This is a genomic window from Rhodococcus sp. NPDC057014 (genome assembly GCF_042673295.1).
Classification (GTDB): domain Bacteria; phylum Actinomycetota; class Actinomycetes; order Mycobacteriales; family Mycobacteriaceae; genus Rhodococcus_F.
In genome coordinates this window covers 1-24578 of the sequence record NZ_JBHUSF010000027.1, presented here as the reverse complement: position 1 = coordinate 24578, position 24578 = coordinate 1, and the positions used below count along the sequence as shown (strand labels likewise).

Genomic DNA, 24578 nt, shown 5'->3' with positions numbered 1-24578 from the left:
GGGCGTCGTCGCGCCGTGTCGGGCCGGGTGGGCGTCGGATCTCCAATACGGACAGGAACCGGTCGACTCCATTACGGTTGAACGGGCGGCCCAGCCCACGAGCCGCCGGCAACTTCCGGCTATGGAACGGAGCCCAGTGTGACAGGTCGACTCGGAATCGACGACGTGGAACCGAACGTCGGGTGCGGCCGCTTTCCCGCCAAGGCCGTTGTGGGTGAGGTGTTTCCCGTCCGGGCAACCGTGTGGCGCGAAGGTCACGACGCCGTGGCCGCCACGCTTGCGGTGCGGGGGCCGCGCAGCGCTTCTTCGGGCGGTTCGGCGACGTTCCGGATTCCCATGACCAGCGGTCCGGTGCCCGACACCGTCGACGGCTCCTTCACGCCGACCGGCGAGGGTCTGTGGACGTTCCGTATCGAGGCCTGGAGCGACCCGGTCACCACGTGGAGGCACGCGGTCGAGGCGAAGCTGGCGGTGGGACAGGGTCCGGCCGAACTGGCCAACGACCTCGAGATCGGGGCGCGGTTGTTCGAGCGGGCCGCGAAGGGCGTCCCCCGCGCGGACCGCTCACGGCTGACCGGGGTCGCGGCGTCGCTGCGTTCCGACCGTCACCTCTCCGAGCGGGTGGCTCCGGCGTTCGGATCGGACGTGACCGAACTGCTGCGCGCGCATCCGCTGCGCGAACTGGTCACGAAGAGCGAGGCGCACACCGTGCTCGTCGACCGCACGCGGGCGCTGTTCGGGTCGTGGTACGAGTTCTTCCCGCGCTCCACCGGCGGCCGGGACGAGAACGGCAAGCCCCGGCACGGCACGTTCGCGACGTCCGCGGCGGCGCTTCCCCGGATCGCGTCGATGGGTTTCGACGTGGTGTACCTGCCGCCCATCCACCCGGTGGGAAAGATCAACCGGAAGGGCCCCAACAACACGCTGACCCCGGGCCCGGAGGACGTCGGGTCGCCGTGGGCGATCGGCTCGGACGAGGGTGGCCACGACGCGATTCATCCCGAACTCGGGACGATGCGCGATTTCACGGCGTTCATCGCCGCCGCCCGGAAGCTGAACCTGGAGGTGGCGATCGACCTGGCCCTGCAGGCCGCACCGGACCATCCGTGGGCGAAGAAGCACCCGGAATGGTTCACCGTCCTCCCCGACGGCACCATCGCCTACGCCGAGAACCCGCCGAAGAAGTATCAGGACATCTACCCGGTCAATTTCGACGACGACCGCGACGGCATCTACGCGGAGGTCCTGCGGGTCGTGCGCCACTGGGTTGCGGCGGGCGTCAAGATCTTCCGGGTCGACAACCCGCACACCAAACCGGCGGACTTCTGGGAGTGGCTGATCGCCGAGGTCAAGAAGTCGGATCCGGACGTCCTGTTCCTGTCCGAGGCGTTCACCCGGCCGGCGCGACTGTACGGTCTGGCCCGTCGCGGGTTCACGCAGTCGTACACGTATTTCACGTGGCGGACGGCCAAGTGGGAGTTGACGGAGTTCGGCAAGGAGATCGCCGCCAAGGCCGACGAGGCGCGCCCCAACCTCTTCGTCAACACTCCGGACATCCTGCACGAGAGCCTGCAGACCGGCGGTCCGGGAATGTTCGCGCTGCGCGCCGCACTGGCGGCGACCCTGTCGCCCACGTGGGGCGTGTACTCGGGTTACGAACTGTACGAACATGTTCCGGTGCGTCCGGGCAGTGAGGAGTACCTCGACTCGGAGAAGTACCAGCTGCGCCCCCGTGACTTCGAGGGAGCGGCCGCCCGCGGCGAGTCGCTGGAACCGTGGATCACCGCGCTCAACCGGATACGCAGGCAGCATCCGGCGCTGCAGCAGTTGCGCAACATCCATTTCCATCACGTCGACAACGACGCCCTGATCGCGTACTCCAAGTTCGACGCCACCACCGGCGACGCCGTGCTGACGGTGATCAACCTCAACCCGTACGGCGCCGAGCAGGGCAACGTGTGGCTGGACATGCCCGCGCTGGGCCGCGACTGGCACGACCACCTGACTGTGCTCGACGAGGTCACCGGGGAGCAGTATCACTGGGGGCAGACCAACTTCGTGCGCCTCGAACCGTGGCGGGCCGTGGCCCATATCCTGGCATTACCGTCGATTCCCTATCCGGCCAGAACGAAACTGGCCTACCGCGGAGGTACATAGTGACCGTCGAACCGCCTGTCGCCATCGCACCCGACGCCGCCGACCTCGACCTGCTGGCCCGGGGTGAGCACCACAACCCGCACTCGATCCTGGGCGCGCACCCGCATCCCGAGGGAACGGTGATCCGCGTGCTACGCCCCTACGCCGAGGCGGTCGACGCCGTCATCGGCGGGACGAGTTTCTCGCTGGAACACCTCGCGCACGGTGTGTGGGGCGCGCTGGTGCCGTACCGGGACCTGATGGACTACCGGCTGTCCACGACGTGGCCGGGGGGTCACAACGACGTCTCCGCCGACGGCTACCGATTCCTGCCCACGCTCGGCGAACTCGACCTGCACCTGTTCGGTGAGGGCAGGCACGAGCGGCTGTGGGAGATCCTCGGCGCGCACCGACGCCGCTACGACACCCCCGACGGCACCGTCACCGGCACGTCGTTCGCCGTGTGGGCTCCCAATGCCCGCGGGGTGAGCGTGATCGGTGATTTCGACGGGTGGAGTGGCCGGAACTTCCCGATGCGCGTGCTCGGGTCGACCGGGGTGTGGGAGTTGTTCGTCCCCGGAATCGAGGTCGGCGACCTGTACAAGTTCCGGGTGCACGGCCCCGACGGCAGTGTGCGCGACAAGGCCGACCCCATGGCCTTCGCGACGGAGGTCCCGCCCGCGACCGCGTCCCGGGTGTCGGTCAGCACGTACGAATGGAACGATGCCGAGTGGCTGGCGCAGCGGGCCGCCACCGAGCCCGCGCAGTCCCCGATGAGCGTGTACGAAGTGCACCTCGGTTCGTGGCGGCCCGGGCTGAACTACCGCGAGATGGCCGAGCAACTCGCCGCCCACGTCACGGAGACGGGGTTCACACACGTCGAACTGCTGCCGGTCGCCGAGCACCCGTTCGGCGGGTCCTGGGGATACCAGGTGACGTCGTACTACGCGCCCACGTCACGGTTCGGATCCCCCGACGACTTCCGGTGGTTCGTCGACCACCTGCACGCCGCGGGCATCGGCGTCATCGTCGACTGGGTGCCCGCCCACTTCCCCAAGGACGAGTGGGCGCTGGCCCGGTTCGACGGCACGCCGCTCTACGAGCACAGCGATCCCCAGCGCGGCGAGCAACTCGACTGGGGAACGTACGTGTTCGATTTCGGGCGGCGCGAGGTCCGCAACTTCCTCGTCGCCAACGCGCTGTTCTGGCTCGACGAGTTCCACGTGGACGGTCTGCGCGTCGACGCGGTCGCGTCGATGCTGTACCTCGACTATTCGCGGCCGGAGGGCGGCTGGACACCGAACATCCACGGCGGCCGGGAGAACCTGGAGGCGGTCGCGTTTCTGCAGGAGACCAATGCCACGGTCCACAAGCAGCACCGCGGGGTCGTCACCATCGCCGAGGAGTCGACGGCGTGGCCGGGTGTCACCCGCGCGACCAACGTCGGCGGTCTCGGTTTCAACATGAAATGGAACATGGGGTGGATGCACGACACCCTCGGGTTCCTGGCGCACGATCCCGTCCACCGCAGCTATCACCATCACGAGATCACGTTCTCCCTGATGTACGCGTGGAGCGAGAACTATCTGCTCCCCATCAGCCACGACGAGGTGGTGCACGGCAAGGGCACGCTGTGGACGCGGATGCCCGGCGACGACTGGTCGAAGGCCGCCGGCGTGCGGGCCCTGCTGGCGTACATGTGGTCGCATCCCGGCAAGCAACTGCTGTTCATGGGTCAGGAGTTCGGGCAGACCGCAGAGTGGTCCGAGGAACGCGGACTCGACTGGTATCAGCTCGACGACCCGTACACCGGCGGCTTCCACCGTGGTCTGCTCCGGCTCGTCCACGACCTCAACGCCACGTACCGCGAGCACCCGGCGTTGTGGACGCTCGACACCTCACCGGGCGGGTTCTCCTGGATCGACGCCAACGACACCGCGAACAACGTCCTGAGCTTCCTGCGTTACGGAACCGACGGGTCGATTCTGGCGTGCCTGTTCAATTTCTCGGGTTCCGCGCACGCGAATTATCGTGTGGGCTTGCCAGAACGGGGCGAATGGCGTGAAATTCTCAACACCGACGCCGAGGTCTACGCAGGGTCGGGTTGGGGAAATCTCGGTGCGGTGACGGCAACTTCGCAGCCGTGGCACGGCCGTCCCGCCTCGGCAGAGGTGGCACTGCCCGCGAACGGCGCGATCTGGATGAGTCTGGAGCGTTGATGAAGGCACGGCCTTGCTGATCCGACGTCGGCTGTGGGCTGCGAGCGTGGGTGTTCTGGCCGCGACCGCGGTCGTGCTGTCGGGGTGCGCGCGTTCGGTGGACGGTGAGGCCGCGTCCATCTACGACGATCCGTTCAAGGTGGCGGGGCTCGATGCCACGTCGGGTCCGAGCGGTGCCCGCAAGGGCGCACCCGACGCCGACCTCCCCGTCACCGGCACCGACGGCGGTGAGATCGACACGATGGCCGCCAACGCGGTGAGCGACATCGAGAGTTACTGGCGTACCGAGTTCCCGGCGCTGTTCCAGCGCACGTTCGAGCCGGTGGAGGAGCTGATCTCCTGGGATCCGCGGGATTCCGACGGCCCCCGGTTCTGCGGAGACAGCACCGAGGAACTCCTCAACGCCGGCTACTGCAGCACCGACCACACCATCGGCTGGGACCGGGCGCTGCTGCTGCCGGAGGTCGTGGAGAAGTTCGGCATCGTCGCCGCCGTCTTCGTGCTGGCGCACGAGTACGGGCACGCCGTCCAGACGAAGGCGGGAATCGCCGACGAGAACGTGGGCGGCGGCATCGTGCGGGAACAGCAGGCCGACTGTTTCGCGGGGGCGTTCATGCGGCACATCGCGGAGGACAAGGCACCCCATTTCACGCTGAACACGTCGGACGGGCTGAACAAGGTCCTGGCATCGGCGGTGGCGATCGGTGACACCGACCCCAACGATCCGGACAACGTGCACGGCTCGGCGTTCGAACGGGTCACCGCCACCCAGATCGGGTTCACCGACGGCCCGGCAGCCTGCACGCGCATCGACGAGAAGGAGATCGACTCGCGGCGCGCGGATCTGCCACAGCGGTTCGCCGACGACAGCGACGACGGCGAACTTCCCGTCACCGACGAGTCCGTCGAGGCGTTCTTCACGTCGTTCCAGCAGATCTTCGATCTCAGCGATCCGCCCACGCTGCAACTCGACGGCGCCGACCTCGACTGCGCGGACGCCGACGTGACGGAACCGGTGTCGTACTGCCCGGCAACCAACACGATCGGGGTCAGTGTCGACGCCCTCGCCGAACGCGGCACACCGGGGCGCCCGGGCCGTCGTGAACTGTTCCAGACCAAGCTCACCGGCGACTACAACGCGTACGTCCTGCTCGCCTCGCGGTACACCCTGGCGTTGCAACGGGACCGAGGCGACGATCTGCACTCACCGCAGACCGCGCTGCGGGCCGCCTGCCTGTCCGGCGTCGTCACCAGCGCGCTGAGCCCGGCCAGTCCGGCCACCCTGGAGGAGGGCAGCGTGTGGTTGTCCCCCGGCGACCTCGACGAGGCGGTTTCGGGGCTGCTCACCGACGGACTCGCCGCCAGTGACGTGAACGGGGAGACCGTGCCGAGCGGGTTCTCCCGGGTCGACGCCTTCCGCACCGGCGTGCTCGGAGGCGAGCAGGCCTGCGAGGGCCGGTACCGCTGACCGGTCGCCGGCTCAGGTCTCCCGATAGCCGAGGGCCGCGGAGATCCGCCCGGCGGCCCGGCAGACCACCGGCACGAGGCCGCGCATCCGCTCGTCGGGCATGTACGGACTGGTGGCCGACACACTGATCGCGCCGACGATCACGCACGACGCGTCCCGCACCGGGGCCGCGACGCAGCGGATTCCGGGTTCGTTGTCCTCGAGGTCCATGGCCGCCCCGATCCGCGCGTAGTCCTCCATCCGCTTGCGGAAGCCGGCCTGCCCGCCGTGTCCGCGCGCCGGTGGTCGCGGAGCCTGCGCGGCGTCGCTCTCGTACAGCGCATCCCAGCGCTCGGCCGAGTCGAGCAGCAGGGCCTTCCCGACCCCTGCGCGGGTCAGCGGCATGCGGTGACCGATGCGCGAGCGCATTTCGGCGCCGCGCGATCCGGGCAGCTTGTCCAGGTACAGCACCGAGCCACCGTCCTCGACCGCCAGGTGCACGGTGTCGTGCACGTGCGCCGACAGCTCCTCGAGGATCGGGCGCGCGACCACGGGCAGCGGGTTGCCGTGGAGGGCCTTGAAACCGAGTTCGATCAGCGTCGGGCCGAGGGTGTACCCGCGGCTGCCGCTGCGCAGATAGCCCTCGTGGACCAGCAACTGCACGAGCCGGTGCGCGGTGCTGCGCCCCAGCCCGGTGCGGTCGACGACCGCGCGGAGATCCTGCGCGCCGTCGGAGACGGCACGGATGACTGCGAGCCCACGGGCCAGCGTCTGGGTGCCGGGGGGAATGTCGTTCGTCGGTTCGGCCACACCCCACTGTCCCACATATAGGGACCATGTTCGTCATTATGGGATTCGAGTCCGATAGTAGTTCGCGTGATCCAGAACACCCCCGACACCTCACCACCGCGCCTGATCGCCCTCGACTGGGGCACGTCTTCGCAGCGCGCCTGGCTCCTCGGCGACGGCGGCCGCATTCTGGACGTTCGCAGACCCGACTTCGGACTGCTCGGCACCACCGGAGACGACCCGGAATCGCGCACCCGCGCCTACGAGGCCGCGTTCGACGAGGCCTGCGGCGACTGGATCGCGGCCGCCCCCGATCTCCCCGCGATCGCGTGCGGCATGGTGGGCAGCGCCCAGGGCTGGCGTGAGGCCGGCTACCTGACGACCCCGACCGATCTCACCATCGGCGCCGGCGACCTGACGACGGTCCCCCACCCTCGCGGAGTGCTGCACCTCGTGCCCGGACTGCGCGTCGCCTCCGCCGCCGACGGTTCTGTGCCCGGCGACGTGATGAGGGGCGAGGAGACGCAGATCATCGGGGCCCTGGGCATGCTCTCGGCCACCGACGGTCCGCTGACCATCGTGCTCCCCGGAACGCACAGCAAGTGGGCACGCGTCGAGGACCACAAGATCGTCGCGTTCGCCACGGCGATGTCCGGCGAGTTGTACGGCCTGGTGATGCAGCACGGCATCCTCGGCCGCACCGCAACCACCGGGGTGCGAGACGACGCCGCGTTCGGTCGCGGCCTCGAAACGGGAACGTCGGTGCCGTCGCGCGGATTGCCCGCGGAACTGTTCGGGGCACGGGCGCTCGTCCTCGACGGACTCCTCGATCCGGCGTCGCTTCCCGACTACGTCTCCGGCGTGATCATCGCCGACGAGGTCCGGCACCTCCTGCCCCTCCACGCCGCCGCCGGACACCGAATCCTGCTGTGCGGCAACGCCGACCTCTGCCGACGCTACGCGGCGGGACTGCACGTCCACGGCGTGGCCGCCGACATCGTCGCCGAGGAGGCGGCCGCGCAGGGTTTGTGGCGCGTGGCGATCGACGCGGGACTGCTCGACCCGGAACCATCCACGAATCCCGAGAAGGAGACCCTGTGAGTACCTCTGCCACCACGACGACCACCGGATTGATCGCCATTCTGCGTGGCATCACCCCGGAAGAGGTCGTCGCTGTCGGTTCCGCCCTCGTCGACGCCGGTTTCACGACCATCGAGGTCCCCCTGAACTCCCCGCAGCCGTTCGAGTCGATCGAGCGGTTGGCGACGGCCGTCGGCGACGTCTGCGTCGTGGGCGCCGGCACCGTCCTCACCGTCGACGACGTGATCCGCTCCGAGGCGGCCGGCTCCCGGATCATCGTCTCCCCCAACAGCGACGTCGAGGTCATCGGCGCTGCCGTCGCCCGGAACCTGCACCCGTACCCGGGAGCGGCCACCCCCACCGAGGCGTTCAGCGCGGTGGGTGCGGGCGCGCGCAGCATCAAACTGTTCCCCGCCGACTCGGTCGGGACAGCGGGGATGCGGGCGTGGCGGGCCGTCCTCCCCGCGGAGGTCGAACTGCTGCCCGTCGGCGGCGTCGACCGGACCAACCTCGCCGAGTGGGCCGCCGCAGGCGCGGGCGGCGCGGGACTCGGCACCTGCCTCTACCGGCCCGGCGACAGCGCCGGCATCGTCCGCGACCGCGCCCACACCTTGATGAACATCTGGTCGGCCGACGCCGCCTGAACCGACACCGACGACGACCGGGGCCACCACCACGGCCCCGCACAGGAGGACTCCATGAAGATCAAGTCACTCACCACGTACGCCGTGCCCCCACGGTGGCTGTTCCTGCGGATCGAGACGGACGACGGCGTGGTCGGCTGGGGTGAGCCGGTGCTCGAGGGCCGGGCGGCGTCCGTCGCCGCCGCGGTGGAGGAACTGTCGGACTACCTGATCGGGCAGGATCCGACGCAGATCGAGGATCTGTGGACGGTCATGTACCGGTCCGGGTTCTACCGCGGCGGCGGTATCCACATGAGCGCGCTCGCCGGTATCGACCAGGCCCTGTGGGACATCAAGGGCAAGGCACTCGGCGTGCCGGCGTACGAACTTCTCGGCGGCCGGGTCCGGGACCGGATCAAGGTCTACTCCTGGATCGGCGGCGACCGTCCCGCCGACACCGCGAAGGCGGCGCGCGAGGTCGTCGACCGTGGTTTCACCGCGGTGAAGATGAACGGCACGGAGGAACTGCAGTACCTGGACTCCTGGGACAAGGTGGACCGGTGTCTCGCCAACGTCGCCGCGGTGCGCGACGCCGTGGGCCCGAACATCGGCATCGGCGTCGACTTCCACGGCCGGGTACACAAGCCGATGGCCAAGGTGCTGCTGAAGGAACTCGAACCGTTCCGGCTGATGTTCGTGGAGGAACCCGTGCTCTCCGAGCACGTGGACGGTTTCGTCGACGTGCTCCGGCAGTCGCCGATCCCGATCGCATTGGGTGAGAGATTGTTCTCCCGGTGGGATTTCAAGTCCGTTCTCGCGTCCGGGGCCGTCGACATCATCCAGCCCGACCCGTCGCACTGCGGCGGCATCACCGAGGCCCGGAAGATCGCGCACATGGCCGAGGCGTACGACGTGGCGCTCGCCCTGCACTGTCCGCTCGGACCGATCGCCCTGGCCACGTGCCTGCAGATCGACGCGGGCTGCTACAACGCGACCATCCAGGAGCAGAGCCTCGGCATCCACTACAACACGTCGAACGATCTCCTCGACTACCTCGTCGACCCGTCGGTGTTCACCTACGCGGACGGTCAGGTCCGCATCCCGACCGGACCGGGCCTGGGCATCGAGGTGAACGAGGAGTACGTGATCGAACGAGCGGCTGAGGGCCACCGCTGGCGCAACCCGGTGTGGCGTCACAGCGACGGATCGTTCGCGGAGTGGTGAGGGCAGGAGTGGTGAAGGACATGGTGCAGACCCAGAAGATCGGCCGCTCCACGTCGGTCGCGGCGCAGGCGTCGAAGGCGCGTGTGCTCATCGCCGTCATGCTGTTCGTGACCGTGGTCATCAACTACATGGACCGGGCGAACCTGTCGATCGCGATGCCCGCGATCGCGGACGAGATGGACCTCTCCAAGGCTCAGCAGGGTCTGTTGCTGTCCGCGTTCGGCTGGACGTACGCGGCGCTGCAGATCCCCGGCGGCTGGCTCGTCGACCGGATACCCCCGAGAGTGCTCTACCCCGCGTGCCTCATCCTGTGGTCGGTGGCGACCGCATTCATGGGTGTCATCGGCGGATTCGTGGCGCTCATCGCGTTGCGACTGCTGGTCGGCGTGTTCGAGGCGCCCGCGTATCCGATCAACAACCGCGTCGCGACGGCCTGGTACCCCGAGCGCGAACGGGCGACGGTGATCGGCTTCTACACGTCCGGACAGTTCATCGGACTGGCCCTGCTCACCCCGTTCCTGTCCTGGCTGCAGTCCGTGCTGTCCTGGCACTGGGTGTTCATCGTGACCGGAACGGTCGGAGCGGTGTGGGGCGCCATCTGGTACGCGTTCTATCGCGAGCCGCGCGACTCCCGCGCGAACGACGCCGAGATCGACCTGATCCGCGACGGCGGCGGACTCGTCGACCTCGTGGACGAGCAGCAACCGGAACGCCCGGCCGTGACCCGCAACGACGTCGCGACGGTCCTCGGCAGGCGCAAGCTGTGGGGCATCTACCTGGGGCAGTTCTGCCTCGCGTCGACGCTGTGGTTCTTCCTCACCTGGTTCCCCACCTACCTCGTCGAGTACCGGGGCATGGACTACATCAAGTCCGGATTCCTCGCCTCGCTGCCGTTCGTCGCAGCGCTCGTCGGTGTGCTGTTCTCCGGGGTGTTCTCGGACTTCTTGCTGCGCAAGGGGATTTCACTCGGAGTCGCCCGGAAGGGTCCGATCATCGTCGGACTGCTGCTGACTGTCGCGATGATCGGCGCGAATTTCACCGACTCCACCGCGATGGTGATCGTGTTCCTGTCCATCGCCTTCTTCGGCAACGGACTCGCCTCGATCACGTGGTCGCTGGTGTCGGCACTCGCACCGGAACGGCTGCTCGGACTGACCGGCGGAATGTTCAACTTCATCGGCAACCTGTCGTCGATCGCCACGCCCATCGTCATCGGGTTGCTCGTCACCGACGACAGCTTCGCTCCGGGATTCGTCTACATGACCGTGGTGACCGCGGTCGGGATCGCGTCCTACGTGTTCCTGGTCGGACGGGTGGAGCGTGTCCGCAGCTGATCGATGTCGAGCACACCGGGGTGAGCGCCGAACGCACCCACCCCGGTGTGCTCGTCAGTACAGGGCCGCGGCGAGTTTCCGGCGTGCGGTCATGACGACCGGCTCGGCCGGGTCGAACAGTTCGAACAACTCCAGCAGACGGGTCCGAACCCGGGTCTTGTCGTCACCGGCGCTGCGGGCGACGACCCCGATGAGGCGGGCGAACGCCGCGTCGGGGGCCTGGGAGTAGAGCTCGACGTCCGCGGCCTGCAGCTGGGCGTCGATGTCGGCCGGGGCGGCGTCCGCCGCGGCGACGGCACCGGGGTCGACGGATTGCACGCGGGCGAGGAAGCGGACCTGACGGATCGCGCCCTGCGCCTCCGCGTTGGCCGGTTCCTCGTCGAGGATCTTCTGGAACTCGGCCTCGGCCGCCGCCAGGTCGCCCTCGTCGAGCGCCGCCTCGGCCGCGACGAATCGCGGGTCCTCCGGCTCGGGCTCGTCCGCGTCGCCGTTGCCGGCGGGCGGCCCGGACAGCTTTCCGGCGGTCGCCTGCTGGACCGCGGCGAGCCACTGACGCAGTTGCGGTTCGGGCTGGGCGCCCTGGAAGTCGGCGAGTGGTTGGCCGCCGGCGATGGCGACGACGGTCGGGACGGACTGGACGCCGAAGGCCTGCGCGATGCGCGGGTTGGCGTCGACGTCGACCTTGGCGAGCACCCAGGTGCCACCGGCCTCGTGTGCCAGCTTCTCGAGCAGGGGTGAGAGTTGTTTGCACGGCTCGCACCAGGTGGCCCACAGGTCCACGACGACCGGGACCTGCTGGGACCGGACGAGGACCTCCGCCTCGAACGTCGCCTCGGTGACGTCGATGACGGGTGCGAGGCCGGTGCCGCCGGGGGCGGCCGGGGCGGCGCCGTCCCCGGAGGGTGCGGGCGCAGGCGGGGGCGGAGCGGCCGCACGCTCCTTGAGGGCGGAGAGATCGACTGCTCCGCTCATGGCTGCGGCCACTGCTGAGGAACGCGCTGACGGACGAGAACCTGGTCGAGTCACGTCCACCAGTTTGTCACGATTCGAGCGTGCGCCGGAATGCGGGCCGCGCCAACAGCGGCCTCGGTCAGACGAGCGACGGTTCGCTCTTCGCCGCGCTGGTCCGGGACAGTTCGGCCATGCGGCCGGTGCGGACCGCCCAGAGCTCGAACACGACGGTGCCGAACGGCGGGACGCTGGCGACGAGCGCCCAGAAGACGGTGACCAGGTTCCAGCTCAGCTTGCGCGCGGTCCACAGCGAGACGAGCAGGTACAGGACGAAGACGCCACCGTGGATGGGGCCGAAGATCTTCACGCCGATCTCGTTGCCGTCGGCGGGCAGGTACTTGAAGGCCATGCCGATGAGGAGGCCGAGCCAGGTGAATGCCTCCAGAATTGCGACAAATCGGAAGCGCTTGGCCGTGGTGCTGAGATCGAAGACGTTCGCCATGCCGACCATTGTGCCCGACCATCTACGACGGTCCGTAGTGGTGTGAGGGACACCACCACGGACCGTCGTAGGTCACGCCGTGGGGACGCGGACGATCAGGGCGTCACCCTGACCGCCTCCGCCGCACAGCGCCGCCGCGCCCACGCCGCCGCCGCGACGGCGCAACTCGAGAGCCAGATGCAGCGCGATCCGCGCACCCGACATCCCCAGCGGATGCCCCATCGCGATCGCGCCGCCGTTGACGTTCACGATTTCCGGATCCAGACCCAGCTCCCGCGTCGACGCGATCCCGACCGCCGCGAAGGCCTCGTTGATCTCCACCAGGTCCAGGTCCTTCGGGTCGATCCCTTCCTTGGCGCACGCCTTCGCGATGGCCCGCGCCGGCTGTGACTGCAGCGTCGAATCCGGTCCCGCCACCACCCCGTGCGCGCCGATCTCCGCAATCCACGACAGCCCCAGCTCCTGAGCCTTCGCCTTGCTCATCACGACGACGGCGGCCGCGCCGTCCGAGATCTGCGACGCCGACCCGGCGGTGACGGTGCCGTCCTTGCTGAACGCCGGCCGCAACCGGGCCAGGGACTCGGCGGTCGTGTCGCCCCGCACGCCCTCGTCGGAGCCGACGAGCACGGGATCGCCCTTGCGCTGCGGCACCGGAACGGGTACCACCTCGTCGTCGAAGACGCCGTCCTTCCAGGCGCGCGCCGCCTTCTGGTGGGACGACGCCGCGAACGCGTCCTGCTCCTCCCGGCTGATCCGCTGCCCGTCCTCCGCGTTCTTCGCCTCCGTCAGGCTGCCCATCGCCTGATCGGTGAAGATGTCATACAACCCGTCGAAGGCCATGTGGTCGCGCATCGTGACGTCGCCGTACTTGAACCCCTCCCGCGACTTCTCCAGCAGGTGCGGGGCACGCGACATCGACTCCTGGCCGCCGGCGACGACGACGTCGAACTCGCCGGCCCGGATCAGCTGATCCGCCAACGCGATCGCGTCGATCCCCGACAGGCACACCTTGTTGATCGTCAGCGCGGGCACGTCCATCCCGATCCCGGCGGCCACGGCGGCCTGCCTCGCCGGGATCTGACCGGCCCCCGCCGTGAGCACCTGGCCCATGATCACGTATTCGACCTGTTCGGGGGCGACGCCCGCCTTCTCCAGCGCACCGCGAATCGCCACCCCACCCAGATCGGAACCCGACACATCCTTCAACGAACCCAGCAACCGGCCCATCGGGGTCCGGGCTCCGGCGACGATCACAGAACTGGTCACGATTTCCTCCGCGTGAGACGAATGGGCGGGTGCCGGGCGACGGAAGTCACATCCCGACGAGAACTACCGAAACGGTAGCGCTAACGTCGGGACCATGACACAGTCCTCCCCCACCCAGCCCACGTCGCCGCTGTCCTCGGATCTGGTGACCGCCATCGACCACATCGGCATCGCCGTTCCCGACCTCGACGCCGCCATCGCGTGGTACTCCGAGCACCTCGGCATGGTGTCGACACACGAAGAGGTGAACGAGGAGCAGGGCGTGCGCGAAGCGATGCTGAGCGTCGTCGGCGCTCCCGCGGGCAGCACCGCGCTGCAGCTTCTCGCGCCGTTGAACGAGAACTCGACCATCGCCAAGTTCATCGATCGCAGCGGTCCCGGTCTCCAGCAGCTGGCGTACCGCGTCACCGACATCGACGCCATCTCCGCCCAGCTGCGCGAGCGCGGCGTCCGGCTGCTGTACGACGCACCCCGCCGCGGAACCGCCGACTCGCGCATCAACTTCGTCCACCCGAAGGACGCGGGCGGAGTTCTCGTCGAGCTGGTCGAGCCGTCGGCGACCCACTAGAGCTGTGACCGGCCGCCGGGTACCAGGCGCAGAGACAAGTTCTACTTTGCCCAGGTAGATTGGCGGCCATGGTAAACGAGCAGGACCGTGGTTCGATCCCCCTTCCCTTCTCCACCGTGCGTAAGGGATTCGACCGGGACGAGGTACGCAACTACTTCGAGCGATTCGACGCCGAGCTCCGCGTCACTGCCGCCGACCGCGACGCCGCGGCGGCGCAGGCGCGGGATCTCGCCAAGCAACTCGACGACGCGCGGGACGAGATCGACGATCTCCGCAAGGACGTCGACCGCCTGTCGGTTCCGCCGACCACCGCGGAGGGGATGAGCGACCGCATCTCGCGCATGCTCCGGCTCGCGTCGGACGAGGCGTCCGAGGTGCGCGCGAAGGCCGAGGCCGACGCCGCCGAGATGATCTCCGTCGCCGAGCAGGAAGGCGCGCAGCTCCGCGGCCAGTACGAGTCGCTGGTCGCGGAACTCGAAGACCGCCGCAGCGCGCTCGAGATTCAGCACGAGCAGACCATGGCGAAGGCCCGCACGGAGGCGGCGAAGATCGTCGAGGCCGCGCAGTCCGAGCGCGACCGCCTCGCCGCCGAGGCCGAACTGCGCCGCTCCCAGGTGCAGGAGGACTTCGACCTCGCGATGTCCGAGCGCCGCCAGAAGACGATCACGGCGGTGAACGAGCTCGAGTCCACCAGCAAGGCCGAGGCGCATCGTCGTCTCGCGGACGCCACGCACGAGGCGGAGCGCAGACTGCAGGCGGCCACCGACCAGTCGGAGCGCAAGATCGCCCACGCCAAGGAACTCGCGGAAGAGCTTCGCGTGCTCCGCGGCCGGATCCTGGCTCAGCTCTTGGGCATACGGGGGCAGCTCGATTCGGTTCCCGCCATGCTGGCGTCGGTCAACCGGGAGAGTGAACTCCTCGACGCCCAGCCCGACACCGCGGCGCAGAAGTCCGAGAAGCGCCCGAACGAGAACCCGAACAGCAAGTCGGCACCGAACGGCGCAGCGGACCGCAAGACCCAGTCGGGCGAGTCCGGGTCGAACGCGTCAGGGAAGAAGTCCGAGGACGAGACGGACAACTCGGACGAGGACACCGCGGTACTCTCCACCGTCGAGAAGACCCCGGCGAACCGGCCTGCGGGTCAGCGAACGGTGAAGACCGGAAGCTAGGACCACCTGCGGGTGAGGCCCCGGGTGCTGCGTCCCGACCAGCACCCGGTGTGCCAGTGCCGCCGGTCCTCGGCCCCGCCGTACTCGGCGGGCCAGGTGACGAGGTGGGCGACACCCGGCCGGATGTCGTGATCGCAGCCCGGGCACCGGTACGACTTGGTCGCCCGGGCCCCGGGGATCGTGCGGACGATGTAGCTCTCGTCCGCGTCGCCCGCGGGACCGGATTCCTGACGCATCAGCGCGCTACCGAACAGCGAGCCCTCGGAATTGTCCTGGGGCGCACTGCGGCGCGTGTTCTTCGGTTTACGACGGGGCACGGATTCAGCCTAGGCCTTCAGAAGAGCCGGAACTCGGTGCTCTCGGTGCCGCGCAGCGCTTCGTAGTCGAGCACCAGGCACCGGATTCCGCGGTCCGTGGCAAGGGTTTTGGCCTGCGGCTTGATCTGCTGGGCGGCGAAGACGCCGCTCACCGGTGCGAGCAGCGGATCGCGGTTGAGCAATTCGAGGTACCGCGTGAGTTGCTCGACACCGTCGATGTCGCCGCGGCGCTTGATCTCCACGGCGACGGACGCGCCGTCGGCGTTCCGGCACAGCAGGTCGACGGGACCGATGGCCGTCATGTATTCCCGCCGGACGAGTGTGTAGCCGCTGCCGAGAGTTTCCACGTGTTCGGCGAGCAACTCCTGCAGGTGCGCTTCGACGCCGTCCTTGACGAGCCCGGGGTCGACCCCGAGTTCGTGCCGGGAGTCGTGCTCGATCTCCTCGATGGTGATCCGCAGTTCCTCACCGGCCTTGTTCGTCACCACCCACAGGGCTTCGGCGTCCTCGACGGAGTCCTCGACGAGCCAGCACGGCGGGCTCATCCAGTTCAGCGGCTTGTAGGCGCGGTCGTCGGCGTGGATGCTCACCGAACCGTCGGCCTTGATCAACAACAGGCGGCGAGCGGTGGGCAGATGTGCCGTCAAACGGCCTACGTAGTCGACTCGGCATCTGGCAATCACTAGGCGCACCCGCCCACCCTAAGGGATCGTGCCGACTAGTCTCGAATGACTATGCGCAGCCCTCGCCGATCCGTCGCCCCGCTGGGGTCGTGGTTGCTCGGATCGCCGGACGAGAGTCCCCGCCGGCGCCGGATCCGTGTCCAGTTGCTGCTGACCGCCCCACTGGTGTTCACCAATCTCGTCGGTGCGGTGATCACCTGCCTGCTCATCAGCGTCGTCGTGCCCGGGCCGAGTGTGTGGTCGGGCGAGTTCGCGATCGCCAATTTCGTGGCGGTGCCGGTGTTCGTGCTGTGCGCGGTGCTGATCGGCGTGACCTGGGGCACCAAGCGACTGGTGTCGGATCTGCGATGGGCGACGGAGGACGACGTGCCCACCGACCACGACCGGTCGGCGGCGTTCCGCGCCCCGTGGCGCCTGACTCGCGTCCAGGCGGCGCTGTGGTGCATCGGATTGGTCTTCTTCACGACGCTGTACGGCCTCATCGATCCCCAGACCATCCCGAAGGTCGCGTTCACGATCGCGATGGCCGGCATCACGGTCTGCGCGTTCTGCTACCTGCTGACGGAGTTCGCGCTCCGGCCCGTCGCCGCCCGCGCCCTGGGATCCGACGGACCGCAACCCCGCCGCACGCTCGGCATCACCGGCCGCACGGCGCTGGCGTGGATCCTCGGGACGGGCGTTCCGGTGCTGGGCCTGATGCTCATCGGGATCTTCAGTTTCATCCGTCCGGCGAGCCCGACCAGCCTCGCGGTGTCGATCCTCGCGCTCGGTGGTGTGATCCTGCTGTTCGGTCTGCTTCTGGTGGTGATCAGTGTGCGCGCCACCGAGGCGCCCATCCGCTCGGTGGCGCAGGGCATGGCGAAGGTGGCCGACGGCGATCTCGATGCCGAGGTCGTCGTGTACGACGGCACCGAACTCGGCGCGCTGCAGACCGGGTTCAATCGGATGGTCGAGGGACTGCGCGAACGCGAGCGGATCCGCGACCTCTTCGGGCGGCACGTCGGGCAGGACGTGGCGTCGCAGGCGCTTCGGCACAACCCCGAACTCGGCGGGGAGGAACGCGACGTGGCGGTGCTGTTCGTCGACATCATCGGGTCCACCACGATCGCGGCCACCCGGTCACCGGCCGAGGTCGTGGATCTGCTCAACCGGTTCTTCGACGTGGTCGTCGACGAGGTCGACCGGCGGGGCGGGTTCGTCAACAAATTCGAGGGCGACGCCGCACTGGCCATCTTCGGGGCACCGATGCCGCTCGAGAACCACACGGGTGCGGCCCTGTCCGCTGCCCGGGTCCTCCGCGAACGGCTCACCTCCGAGGTTCCGGAATGCGATGCGGGAATCGGGGTGGCGGCCGGTCGCGCCGTGGCCGGAAACATCGGCGCCCACGAACGTTTCGAGTACACGGTGATCGGCGATCCGGTCAACGAGGCGGCGCGGTTGTCCGAGCTCGCCAAGAATGTTCCCGGACACGTCGTCGCGTCCGAGCGGGCGATCGACGCGGCATCGGAGGACGAAGGCGCGCGGTGGCGATGCACCGACACCGTGACCCTGCGCGGACGCCTGGAGCCGACCACGCTCGCCGTTCCCGCGGAACTACTCCCCGCCGGTTCCGCCGCCGACGATGAGGGCGCCGACTCCGTCGAGTAGCCGGGCGAGCCCGAATTCAAAGGCGTGGGCGGGAGAGAACGCCGCGTTGTGATGCGCCCCTGCCGCAGCCCCGACCCGGGCGGCGAGCGGAAACCGCTCGGGGTCGAAGACCTTCTCGAAATGCGGCGCGACGCTGTGCCACCACTCGCTGTCCGCCTCACCCCGGGCGGCGAGCGCGGCCGTGTCCACCGCCGCCCGCGCTGCGCCCGCGACGAAACTGTCGAGGAGTGTGACGACGGAGTCCATGTCGAGGTCCGGCAGTCCCAGCCCCTCGACCGCGCGTAATTCCCGCTCGTACTTGGCCATCCCGCCGGGCCCGAGGACCGGCCGGCTCAGCGCGACGACTCCGAGCATCCACGGGTGGGCGCACAGCAGTTGGAAGTAGTCGTGCGCGGCGGCCGTGAGACGCTCCCGCCACCCCGCGTCCGTGTCGTCGCCCGGGTCGAGTGTGGACAGCGCCCGGTCGAGCATCACCTCCACCAGTTCCGTCTTCCCCGGAACGTGCGTGTACAGCGACATCGCGCCGACGCCGAGTTCGGCTGCCAGCCGGCGCATGGAGACGGCATCCAGCCCTTCCGTATCCGCGACGGAGACGGCGGCCTCGACGATCCGGTCGAGTGTCAGGCCGGGCTTGCCGTTGCGGGGACGCGAGACCGGCGTGCTGCCGCCACCCCACAGCAACTCCATGGTGCGGGCGGGGCCGCTCTCCGGTGTCGCGCTTGTACCCATGCCGAGATCTTCCCACGGCACCCGGGAACAATTCCGGCCGATCCCTCGTTGACGTACGGCGTACCGTAAATCAGGCGAAAGGCGCAGCAGTGACAGTAGAGCCCACACTCGCCAGCCACGCGGCCACGTTCGTCCCCGCCGATCCTCCCCGCGACTCCCGCCTGGTGTTCTGGAGCGACTCGCCGGACTGCCCGCTGCCCCCGAGTGCCGATTCCCGCACCCGGGTCTTCACCGGCAGAGCGGTGAACAGCGTTCCGACGCAGAACGTTCGCCTCGCCGATGCCTTGCCGATGCTGCTCTCGCCGGCACCCGGCGACACGACCCACCGATCGGTCGCATTCTGGGCCGCCGCCGCTCACACCGCCCTCGGCTACCTCGGAGCGGGCAAGGTCCTCCCCTCGGTCACACCGAACGGCCGCGACGCCTGGCGGCTCGGCTCCCTCGACGACGAGGACGTATCGCACCTGAGTCAGCTGACCGCCGCGCTTCCGCCGGAGGCGCGCGCTATCCCTCTCGAGCATCCGCCTGCCGAGGGAGTTCGTCTCCCCGCCGCCGCGGACGTCCTGCGCGCCTTCCTCACCGCGGTCGTCGACACCGTCCCGCGACTCGGCTCGCCCACCGATGCCGGACCCTACCTGGCCTGGGATGCCGAACCCTCCCTCGAACTGCAGGCGTGGGCGGACGCCCTGGCACCCGAGGCGATCGCGCTGTCGTTGCGGATCGACCCCGTCGATCCCGGCGCGGTGGATCTCTCGGACAGCGAATTCGACGCCACGGTCCAGGTGCACGGCGTCGCGCGGCCCGGAGTGGTGTGCGACGCCGTCGACCTGTGGCGGCATCCGGCGCTCGCCGAATCCGCGTTCGCTTCCGACCCTCGGATCGAGGTTCTCGGCGCCCTCCGGCGGGCAGCCGAGGACTGGGCTCCCCTCGAAGATCTGTTGCGGGTGGAAGCGCCGAACCGCATCCGGCTCGAGGACGACGACCTGGCCTCCCTCGCCGGGGACCCCGGCCGCCGGTTGCGCGAGCGCGGCGTCCAGATCCACTGGCCGCGCGAACTCGTCGCCCAGACGTCGACCCGCATCATCCTCGGCGACCCCGGATCCCGCGAGGGCGCAGCCACTTTCGGCGGCGACCGCGCCTTCCACTTCGACTGGCGCGTCGCCGTGGGCGAAGACGTGCTCACGCGCGAGGAGATGGAAGAACTCGCGTCGGCGAAGCGGGCAGTCGTGAAATTGCGCAACCGGTACGTCGTCGCGGACTCGGAGACGATTCGAAAGACCCTCCTGCGGCGGACCGGAACCATGACGGCAGTCGACGCTCTGCGGGCCGCGCTGACCGGCCGGGTCAGGCGCGGCGAGGACGACGTCCGCGTCGACTCCTACGGCGCGGCCGCGGCGGTGGCGCGGGAGCTGTCGGACGGGAATCCGGAGGCCGTGCCGGTTCCCGCTGCCCTGCGCGCGCAGTTGCGGGACTACCAGCTGGCCGGCTTCCGCTGGCTTGCCGGCCTCACGTCACGGGGCCTGGGCGCCTGCCTCGCCGACGACATGGGACTGGGAAAGACGTTGACCCTCATCGCGCTTCACCTGCACCGTCAGCAGGGCCCGGACACGGCAGGACCCACACTCGTGGTCTGTCCCGCGTCCCTGCTGGGGAACTGGCGGCGGGAGATCGAGCGTTTCGCACCGGGCACCGGTATCCTCGTCCACCACGGTCCGAGACGCCGGTCTCCCGCCGAGACGGTCGAGGAGGGCAGCGACACCGTCGTCCTCACCACATATGCGACGATGCGGCTCGACTGCGAAGTTCTCGCCGGTTCGAAGTGGGGTCTGGTCGTCGCAGACGAGGCCCAGCATCTGAAGAACCGGGCCGCTGCCGTGACGCTGGCGCTGCGGACGATTCCGGGACAGGCGCGCGTCGCCCTCACCGGCACGCCGGTGGAGAACCGGCTCAGCGACCTCTGGTCGATCCTCGACGGTGTCACGCCTGGTCTCCTCGGCCCCTACGCGCAGTTCCGGCGCCGCTACGACGGCTTGTCCGAGATGGCCGGGCCCGACCGCGCGGCGGAATTGGCGGCATTGATCTCACCCTTCGTCCTCCGGCGCAGAAAGTCGGATCCGGGGATCGCACCCGAGCTTCCACCGAAGACCGAGATCGACCTCGACGTCACCCTCACCCCGGAGCAGGCCGGCATGTACGAGGCGCTCGTCCGCGAGGCCATGGAGCGGATCGCGACGAGCGAGGGCATCGGGAGGCGCGGCAGCATCGTGTCGCTGCTGACCGGTCTCAAGCAGATCTGCAATCACCCCGCCCAGTACCTCGGCCAGGAGCACGCCGCGCTCGGCGGCCGTTCTCACAAGATCGGTCTGCTCGACGAGCTGATCGACACCAACCTGTCGGAGGGCGGGCGTTCGCTCGTGTTCACCCACTTCACCACGATGGGACGACTGCTCCGTCGGCACCTGACGACGCGCGGGGTCGCGTGCGAGTTCCTGCACGGGGGCACATCCGTCGCGGCCCGGGAGGATCTCGTCGAACGCTTCCAGAACGGCGACATCCCCGTCCTCGTCCTGTCCCTCAAGGCCGCAGGCACCGGGTTGAACCTCACCCGGGCCGATCACGTCGTCCACTTCGACCGCTGGTGGAACCCGGCGGTCGAAGATCAAGCCACCGATCGTGCGTACCGCATCGGCCAGACGCACCCGGTTGTCGTGCACCGGCTCGTCACCGCGGGAACCATCGAGGAACGCATCGCCGCCATGCTCGCGTCCAAGCGGCAACTCGCCGACTCGGTCCTGTCGCACGGAGCCGACGCCTTCAGCGAGCTGACCGACGGCGAACTCGCCCGGCTGGTGGCCCTGAGCCCCGACTACGACTTCGGAGGTGACCTGTGACCGACGCCGTCACGCATCCCCGCTTCCCCGTGCAGAAGGGCCGCCGCACCCGCGGCAGGACCTGGTGGGCGCAGCGCTGGGTCGACGACGTCGAGCAGGCCGCGCTCGACTCGGACACGCTGAAACGCGGACGCGCCTTTGCCCGTGGCGGACTGGTCGGTCCGCTCACGTTCGCGCCGGGCCTCGTGTCCGCGGACGTGCACACCGACGACGAGAGCCTGCACGTGCGGATACGGGTTGCCCCATTGGACGAGCGCCAGTGGGGCGAGGTGCTCGCGACCCTCGCGGCGCGGAGCGGTCACGTCGCCCAGTTGTCGAGTGGGATTCTTCCCCGCGAACTGGACGAGGATCTTGCGGCCGTCGACGTGTCACTGATTCCGTCGATGTTCGACGCCGACGCGACGTGCACCTGCGAGGAGTGGGACGTGCCGTGCCGCCACGCCGCCGCGGTGCTGTATCAGGCCGCATGGATTCTCGACGACGACCCGCTTCTCTTCTTCCTGCTCCGCGGACGCGACGGACAGGAGATTCTGCAACGCAGGCACGGCGCGTACCCGGAGACGTCCTTGTCGTCCTTCGACGACGCGTGCGTCCCCGTGCCGGCGGCGGACGCCTACGCCGCAGTGCCCGGACCGCTTCCGGCGCCGCCGTGCCCCGGCGGAACACCGATCCGGCCGTGCTGGCTCGACGACGCTCCCGCCGAAGTTCGGGCCGACGCGGTCTGGTCAGCGATCGTCACTGCGATTTCGCGATACGGAGACCATGTCTGAGGTCGTCCGCCGGCCCGGGCACCAGGCTGGGTGCGACCACCCGGGCCCCGGTCGCCGGATACGGCGTGCAGATCTGGACGTCGTGCACGAAGCACCAGCGCCAGTTGTCCCCCGCATGGAGCGACTGGACGATCGGATGACCGCTGCGTTCCGCGTGATGTCGCGCGTGCCGCATCGGTGATCCGTCGCTGCATCCGACATAGCCGCACGTCAGGCACAACATCAGGTGCTCCCAGCGGGTACCGAGTGCGAGACAGCCCTCGCACCCGTCCGACGTGTGCGCGACGACATCGCGAATCATGTTCAGATCGGGATCGTGCCAGTTATTGGATTGGGTCATAAGTGCCACCCCTCAGTTACCAAGATTGGCGGCTGATCCGTCTCGCCACATGGTCACGGCGGAACGAAAGAATCCTCCGAAATCCGGCCCCACCGGACAGCGTCCCGGTTTCGACGGCGCAAAACGGGGTAGTTCCATGCCATGGATCTGGATGCAGCCCCAGACCCGAGGGTGGATCACACCCCGCGGGCCACGAACCTGTCGGCGGTGCTGGCCGTCACCGCACACATGCACGACTGCGGGAATCGGGACGAGATCCTGTCCCTGCTCGCCGAGGCCCTCCCCGAACTCGGCCCCTTCTCGGTCGAACCCGTGACCGTCCTGACGGGCGACGTCCCCGACGACGACGTCTGGCGACACCGCGTGCTGCTCGACGATTCGTGGTCCCGGCCGGTGTCGCTGACACTGCGGGCCGACTATCCGCCGACGCCGGTGCAGGCGACGCTCCTCGAATTGTTGATTCAGCACACGGGGTCGGCCCTGCGCGCCGCGTCGCTCCGCTCCCGGGCCGCCACCCAGGAACGTCAACTGCGCGAGGTCACGGACGAGATCACCGCGATCGGCACGAGGGCCGCGCGACTCGAGGAGGAGGCGAAGATCCACCGCACGTTCGGGCGACTCGCTGCGAGCGGCGCCGACGAAACCGCCATCGCCGAGACCCTCCACGACGTGACCGGACTCGCCGTCGGGATCGAGGACGCGTTCGGCAACCTTCGCGTCCGGTCGGGGCCGGACACGTCGGGCCCGACACCGCGGTACCGCAAGGTCGGCGGTGGAAACCGGGTCGACGTCCTACGCCGGGCCGCGATGGAGGGGCGTCCGCTGCGGGACGACAACCGGATCGTGCAGGTGGTCCGGCCCGGCCGGACACTTCTCGGTGTCCTGTACCTGTCCGACCCGGATCACCGCGCCACCGATCTCGACACCGTCGCACTCGAGCACGCCGCGACGATGCTCGCCGTCGACATGGCACACCGCAGGTCGCTCGCCGAGACGGAGGCACGGCTGAGCCGCGACCTGGGAGCCGACCTTCTTGCCGGCACCGACGACGACAGCGCCTACTCGCGGGCCGACGCTCTCGGCTACGACCTGCACACACCGCAGCGCGTCCTGGTCGTCCACTGGGGTTCGGACACATCGGTCGAGTCCGTCACGGAAGCGTTCCGTCGCCACCTGACGGCCACCGACTCGTCGGCGCTCCTCGTTCACGGCAACGAGCACCGAACCGGTGTCCTCGCCGCGGTCATGGACGCGAAGACGGACGTGAACACAGTCTTCGCAGCACTGGAGAAGTCACTCGGCCCCGCGATCGGCGTCGTCGGGGTCGGATCCGAATGCACCTCTCCCAGCACACTCCCCGACTCCTACACCCACGCTGTGCGCGCCCTCGAAATCCGGAAACAGTCGAACTCCCCTCGCGGCGTGGCACTGTTCGACGAACTCGGCGTCTACCGCATTCTCGACTCACACAGCAGCACCGGAGATGTCGAGGCATTCGTGCAGGAATGGCTGGGCCCCCTGCTCAACTACGACCGGGAACACCGCAGCACGATGACGGCCACCCTCGCCCAATACCTCGAATGCGGTGGCAAATACGACGAGACCGCGCAGGCCCTTCGGATCCACCGCAGCACCCTGCGGTACCGCATGTCCCGCATCCACGAACTGACCGGCCGTGACCTCCGCAGTGTGGACACACGCCTGAATCTTCATCTGGCGTCGCGGGCACTGCAGGTCCTGTCCGGCGGTGCACCGGGGTGAAACGGCATGCGCGGCAACGGCTGCCGTCGGCAGAACTGTTCCGGGAATGCCGAAAGCCCCCCAACAAGTGTTGGGGGGCTTTCGGTAACGGATGTTCGGCGGTGTCCTACTCTCCCACACCCTGTCGGGTGC

General features: G+C 68.9%; 21 protein-coding genes. 13 read left to right on the top strand and 8 right to left on the bottom strand.

The window, feature by feature from the left end:
- The first annotated feature begins 138 nt into the window (after nucleotides 1–138).
- From ACFTZB_RS08585 to ACFTZB_RS08575, 3 genes are read left to right on the top strand one after another with little or no spacing between them, the layout of a single operon-like run.
- Nucleotides 139–2157, top strand: a complete 2019-nt coding sequence (locus ACFTZB_RS08585) for a maltotransferase domain-containing protein (RefSeq protein WP_378431072.1) — start codon at nucleotides 139–141, stop codon at nucleotides 2155–2157.
- Nucleotides 2157–4355: a 1,4-alpha-glucan branching protein GlgB gene (gene glgB, locus ACFTZB_RS08580; protein WP_378431071.1), complete on the top strand. Its 2199-nt coding sequence runs from the start codon at nucleotides 2157–2159 to the stop codon at nucleotides 4353–4355. The genes ACFTZB_RS08585 and glgB overlap by 1 nt, the downstream gene beginning before the upstream one ends.
- A gap of 16 nt (nucleotides 4356–4371) precedes the next feature.
- The gene (locus tag ACFTZB_RS08575) at nucleotides 4372–5823 is read left to right on the top strand and encodes a neutral zinc metallopeptidase (RefSeq protein ID WP_378431099.1); all 1452 of its coding nucleotides are present in this window, start codon (nucleotides 4372–4374) and stop codon (nucleotides 5821–5823) included.
- 12 nt (nucleotides 5824–5835) lie between these two features.
- On the opposite strand, the gene ACFTZB_RS08570 is transcribed toward ACFTZB_RS08575, so the two are convergent.
- Entirely contained in the window at nucleotides 5836–6627 is a 792-nt protein-coding gene (locus ACFTZB_RS08570; protein ID WP_378431070.1) for an IclR family transcriptional regulator, read from the bottom strand.
- Nucleotides 6628–6678: 51 nt separating this feature from the next.
- Here ACFTZB_RS08570 and ACFTZB_RS08565 point away from each other — a divergent pair, with 51 nt between their 5' ends.
- The 4 genes from ACFTZB_RS08565 to ACFTZB_RS08550 are packed head-to-tail and all read left to right on the top strand — an operon-like array spanning nucleotide 6679 to nucleotide 10852.
- On the top strand, nucleotides 6679–7692 hold the full coding sequence (locus ACFTZB_RS08565) for a 2-dehydro-3-deoxygalactonokinase (RefSeq protein ID WP_378431068.1): 1014 nt from the start codon (nucleotides 6679–6681) through the stop codon (nucleotides 7690–7692).
- The gene (locus ACFTZB_RS08560; RefSeq protein ID WP_378431067.1) at nucleotides 7689–8315 is read left to right on the top strand and encodes a 2-dehydro-3-deoxy-6-phosphogalactonate aldolase; all 627 of its coding nucleotides are present in this window, start codon (nucleotides 7689–7691) and stop codon (nucleotides 8313–8315) included. Before ACFTZB_RS08565 ends, ACFTZB_RS08560 begins: the two co-directional genes overlap by 4 nt.
- A gap of 54 nt (nucleotides 8316–8369) precedes the next feature.
- Nucleotides 8370–9518 (top strand): galactonate dehydratase, encoded by a 1149-nt coding sequence (dgoD, locus tag ACFTZB_RS08555; protein ID WP_378431066.1) that lies wholly within the window; start codon nucleotides 8370–8372, stop codon nucleotides 9516–9518.
- 20 nt (nucleotides 9519–9538) lie between these two features.
- Nucleotides 9539–10852: an MFS transporter gene (locus tag ACFTZB_RS08550; protein ID WP_378431065.1), complete on the top strand. Its 1314-nt coding sequence runs from the start codon at nucleotides 9539–9541 to the stop codon at nucleotides 10850–10852.
- Between the two features lie 54 nt (nucleotides 10853–10906).
- On the opposite strand, the gene ACFTZB_RS08545 is transcribed toward ACFTZB_RS08550, so the two are convergent.
- The 3 genes from ACFTZB_RS08545 to ACFTZB_RS08535 form a co-directional block, all read right to left on the bottom strand.
- Entirely contained in the window at nucleotides 10907–11824 is a 918-nt protein-coding gene (locus ACFTZB_RS08545) for a tetratricopeptide repeat protein (protein WP_378431064.1), read from the bottom strand.
- Nucleotides 11825–11942: 118 nt separating this feature from the next.
- On the bottom strand, nucleotides 11943–12314 hold the full coding sequence (locus ACFTZB_RS08540; RefSeq protein WP_378431062.1) for a DUF3817 domain-containing protein: 372 nt from the start codon (nucleotides 12312–12314) through the stop codon (nucleotides 11943–11945).
- A gap of 63 nt (nucleotides 12315–12377) precedes the next feature.
- Entirely contained in the window at nucleotides 12378–13571 is a 1194-nt protein-coding gene (locus ACFTZB_RS08535) for an acetyl-CoA C-acetyltransferase (RefSeq protein WP_378431061.1), read from the bottom strand.
- 94 nt (nucleotides 13572–13665) lie between these two features.
- Here ACFTZB_RS08535 and mce point away from each other — a divergent pair, with 94 nt between their 5' ends.
- On the top strand, nucleotides 13666–14139 hold the full coding sequence (gene mce / locus ACFTZB_RS08530; RefSeq protein ID WP_378431060.1) for a methylmalonyl-CoA epimerase: 474 nt from the start codon (nucleotides 13666–13668) through the stop codon (nucleotides 14137–14139).
- A gap of 68 nt (nucleotides 14140–14207) precedes the next feature.
- The gene (locus ACFTZB_RS08525; RefSeq protein WP_378431059.1) at nucleotides 14208–15308 is read left to right on the top strand and encodes a hypothetical protein; all 1101 of its coding nucleotides are present in this window, start codon (nucleotides 14208–14210) and stop codon (nucleotides 15306–15308) included.
- On the opposite strand, the gene ACFTZB_RS08520 is transcribed toward ACFTZB_RS08525, so the two are convergent.
- Both ACFTZB_RS08520 and nucS read right to left on the bottom strand, forming a co-directional pair.
- Nucleotides 15305–15625: an ATP/GTP-binding protein gene (locus tag ACFTZB_RS08520; protein WP_378431057.1), complete on the bottom strand. Its 321-nt coding sequence runs from the start codon at nucleotides 15623–15625 to the stop codon at nucleotides 15305–15307. The two genes, ACFTZB_RS08525 and ACFTZB_RS08520, sit on opposite strands and share 4 nt — an antisense overlap.
- A gap of 17 nt (nucleotides 15626–15642) precedes the next feature.
- Complete coding sequence (gene nucS / locus ACFTZB_RS08515; RefSeq protein WP_378431056.1) at nucleotides 15643–16317, bottom strand: endonuclease NucS; 675 nt, start codon at nucleotides 16315–16317, stop codon at nucleotides 15643–15645.
- Between the two features lie 36 nt (nucleotides 16318–16353).
- On the opposite strand from nucS, the gene ACFTZB_RS08510 reads away from it, so the two are divergent.
- Nucleotides 16354–17955, top strand: a complete 1602-nt coding sequence (locus ACFTZB_RS08510; protein WP_378431054.1) for an adenylate/guanylate cyclase domain-containing protein — start codon at nucleotides 16354–16356, stop codon at nucleotides 17953–17955.
- Here the strand turns inward: ACFTZB_RS08510 and ACFTZB_RS08505 are convergent.
- Nucleotides 17902–18684, bottom strand: a complete 783-nt coding sequence (locus tag ACFTZB_RS08505; RefSeq protein ID WP_378431052.1) for a TetR/AcrR family transcriptional regulator — start codon at nucleotides 18682–18684, stop codon at nucleotides 17902–17904. The two genes, ACFTZB_RS08510 and ACFTZB_RS08505, sit on opposite strands and share 54 nt — an antisense overlap.
- Nucleotides 18685–18773: 89 nt before the next feature.
- Here ACFTZB_RS08505 and ACFTZB_RS08500 point away from each other — a divergent pair, with 89 nt between their 5' ends.
- Nucleotides 18774–21575 carry a DEAD/DEAH box helicase gene (locus tag ACFTZB_RS08500; RefSeq protein ID WP_378431051.1) on the top strand — a complete coding sequence of 934 codons (2802 nt, stop codon included), beginning with the start codon at nucleotides 18774–18776 and terminating at the stop codon, nucleotides 21573–21575.
- Complete coding sequence (locus ACFTZB_RS08495) at nucleotides 21572–22345, top strand: SWIM zinc finger family protein (RefSeq protein WP_378431050.1); 774 nt, start codon at nucleotides 21572–21574, stop codon at nucleotides 22343–22345. The genes ACFTZB_RS08500 and ACFTZB_RS08495 overlap by 4 nt, the downstream gene beginning before the upstream one ends.
- Here the strand turns inward: ACFTZB_RS08495 and ACFTZB_RS08490 are convergent.
- A complete protein-coding gene (locus tag ACFTZB_RS08490) occupies nucleotides 22311–22685 on the bottom strand; it encodes a UBP-type zinc finger domain-containing protein (protein WP_072946961.1) in 375 nt (124 codons plus the stop codon). The genes ACFTZB_RS08495 and ACFTZB_RS08490 overlap by 35 nt on opposite strands.
- Before the next feature lie 141 nt (nucleotides 22686–22826).
- On the opposite strand from ACFTZB_RS08490, the gene ACFTZB_RS08485 reads away from it, so the two are divergent.
- Nucleotides 22827–24446, top strand: a complete 1620-nt coding sequence (locus ACFTZB_RS08485; protein WP_378431049.1) for a PucR family transcriptional regulator — start codon at nucleotides 22827–22829, stop codon at nucleotides 24444–24446.
- Nucleotides 24447–24578: the final 132 nt, after the last annotated feature.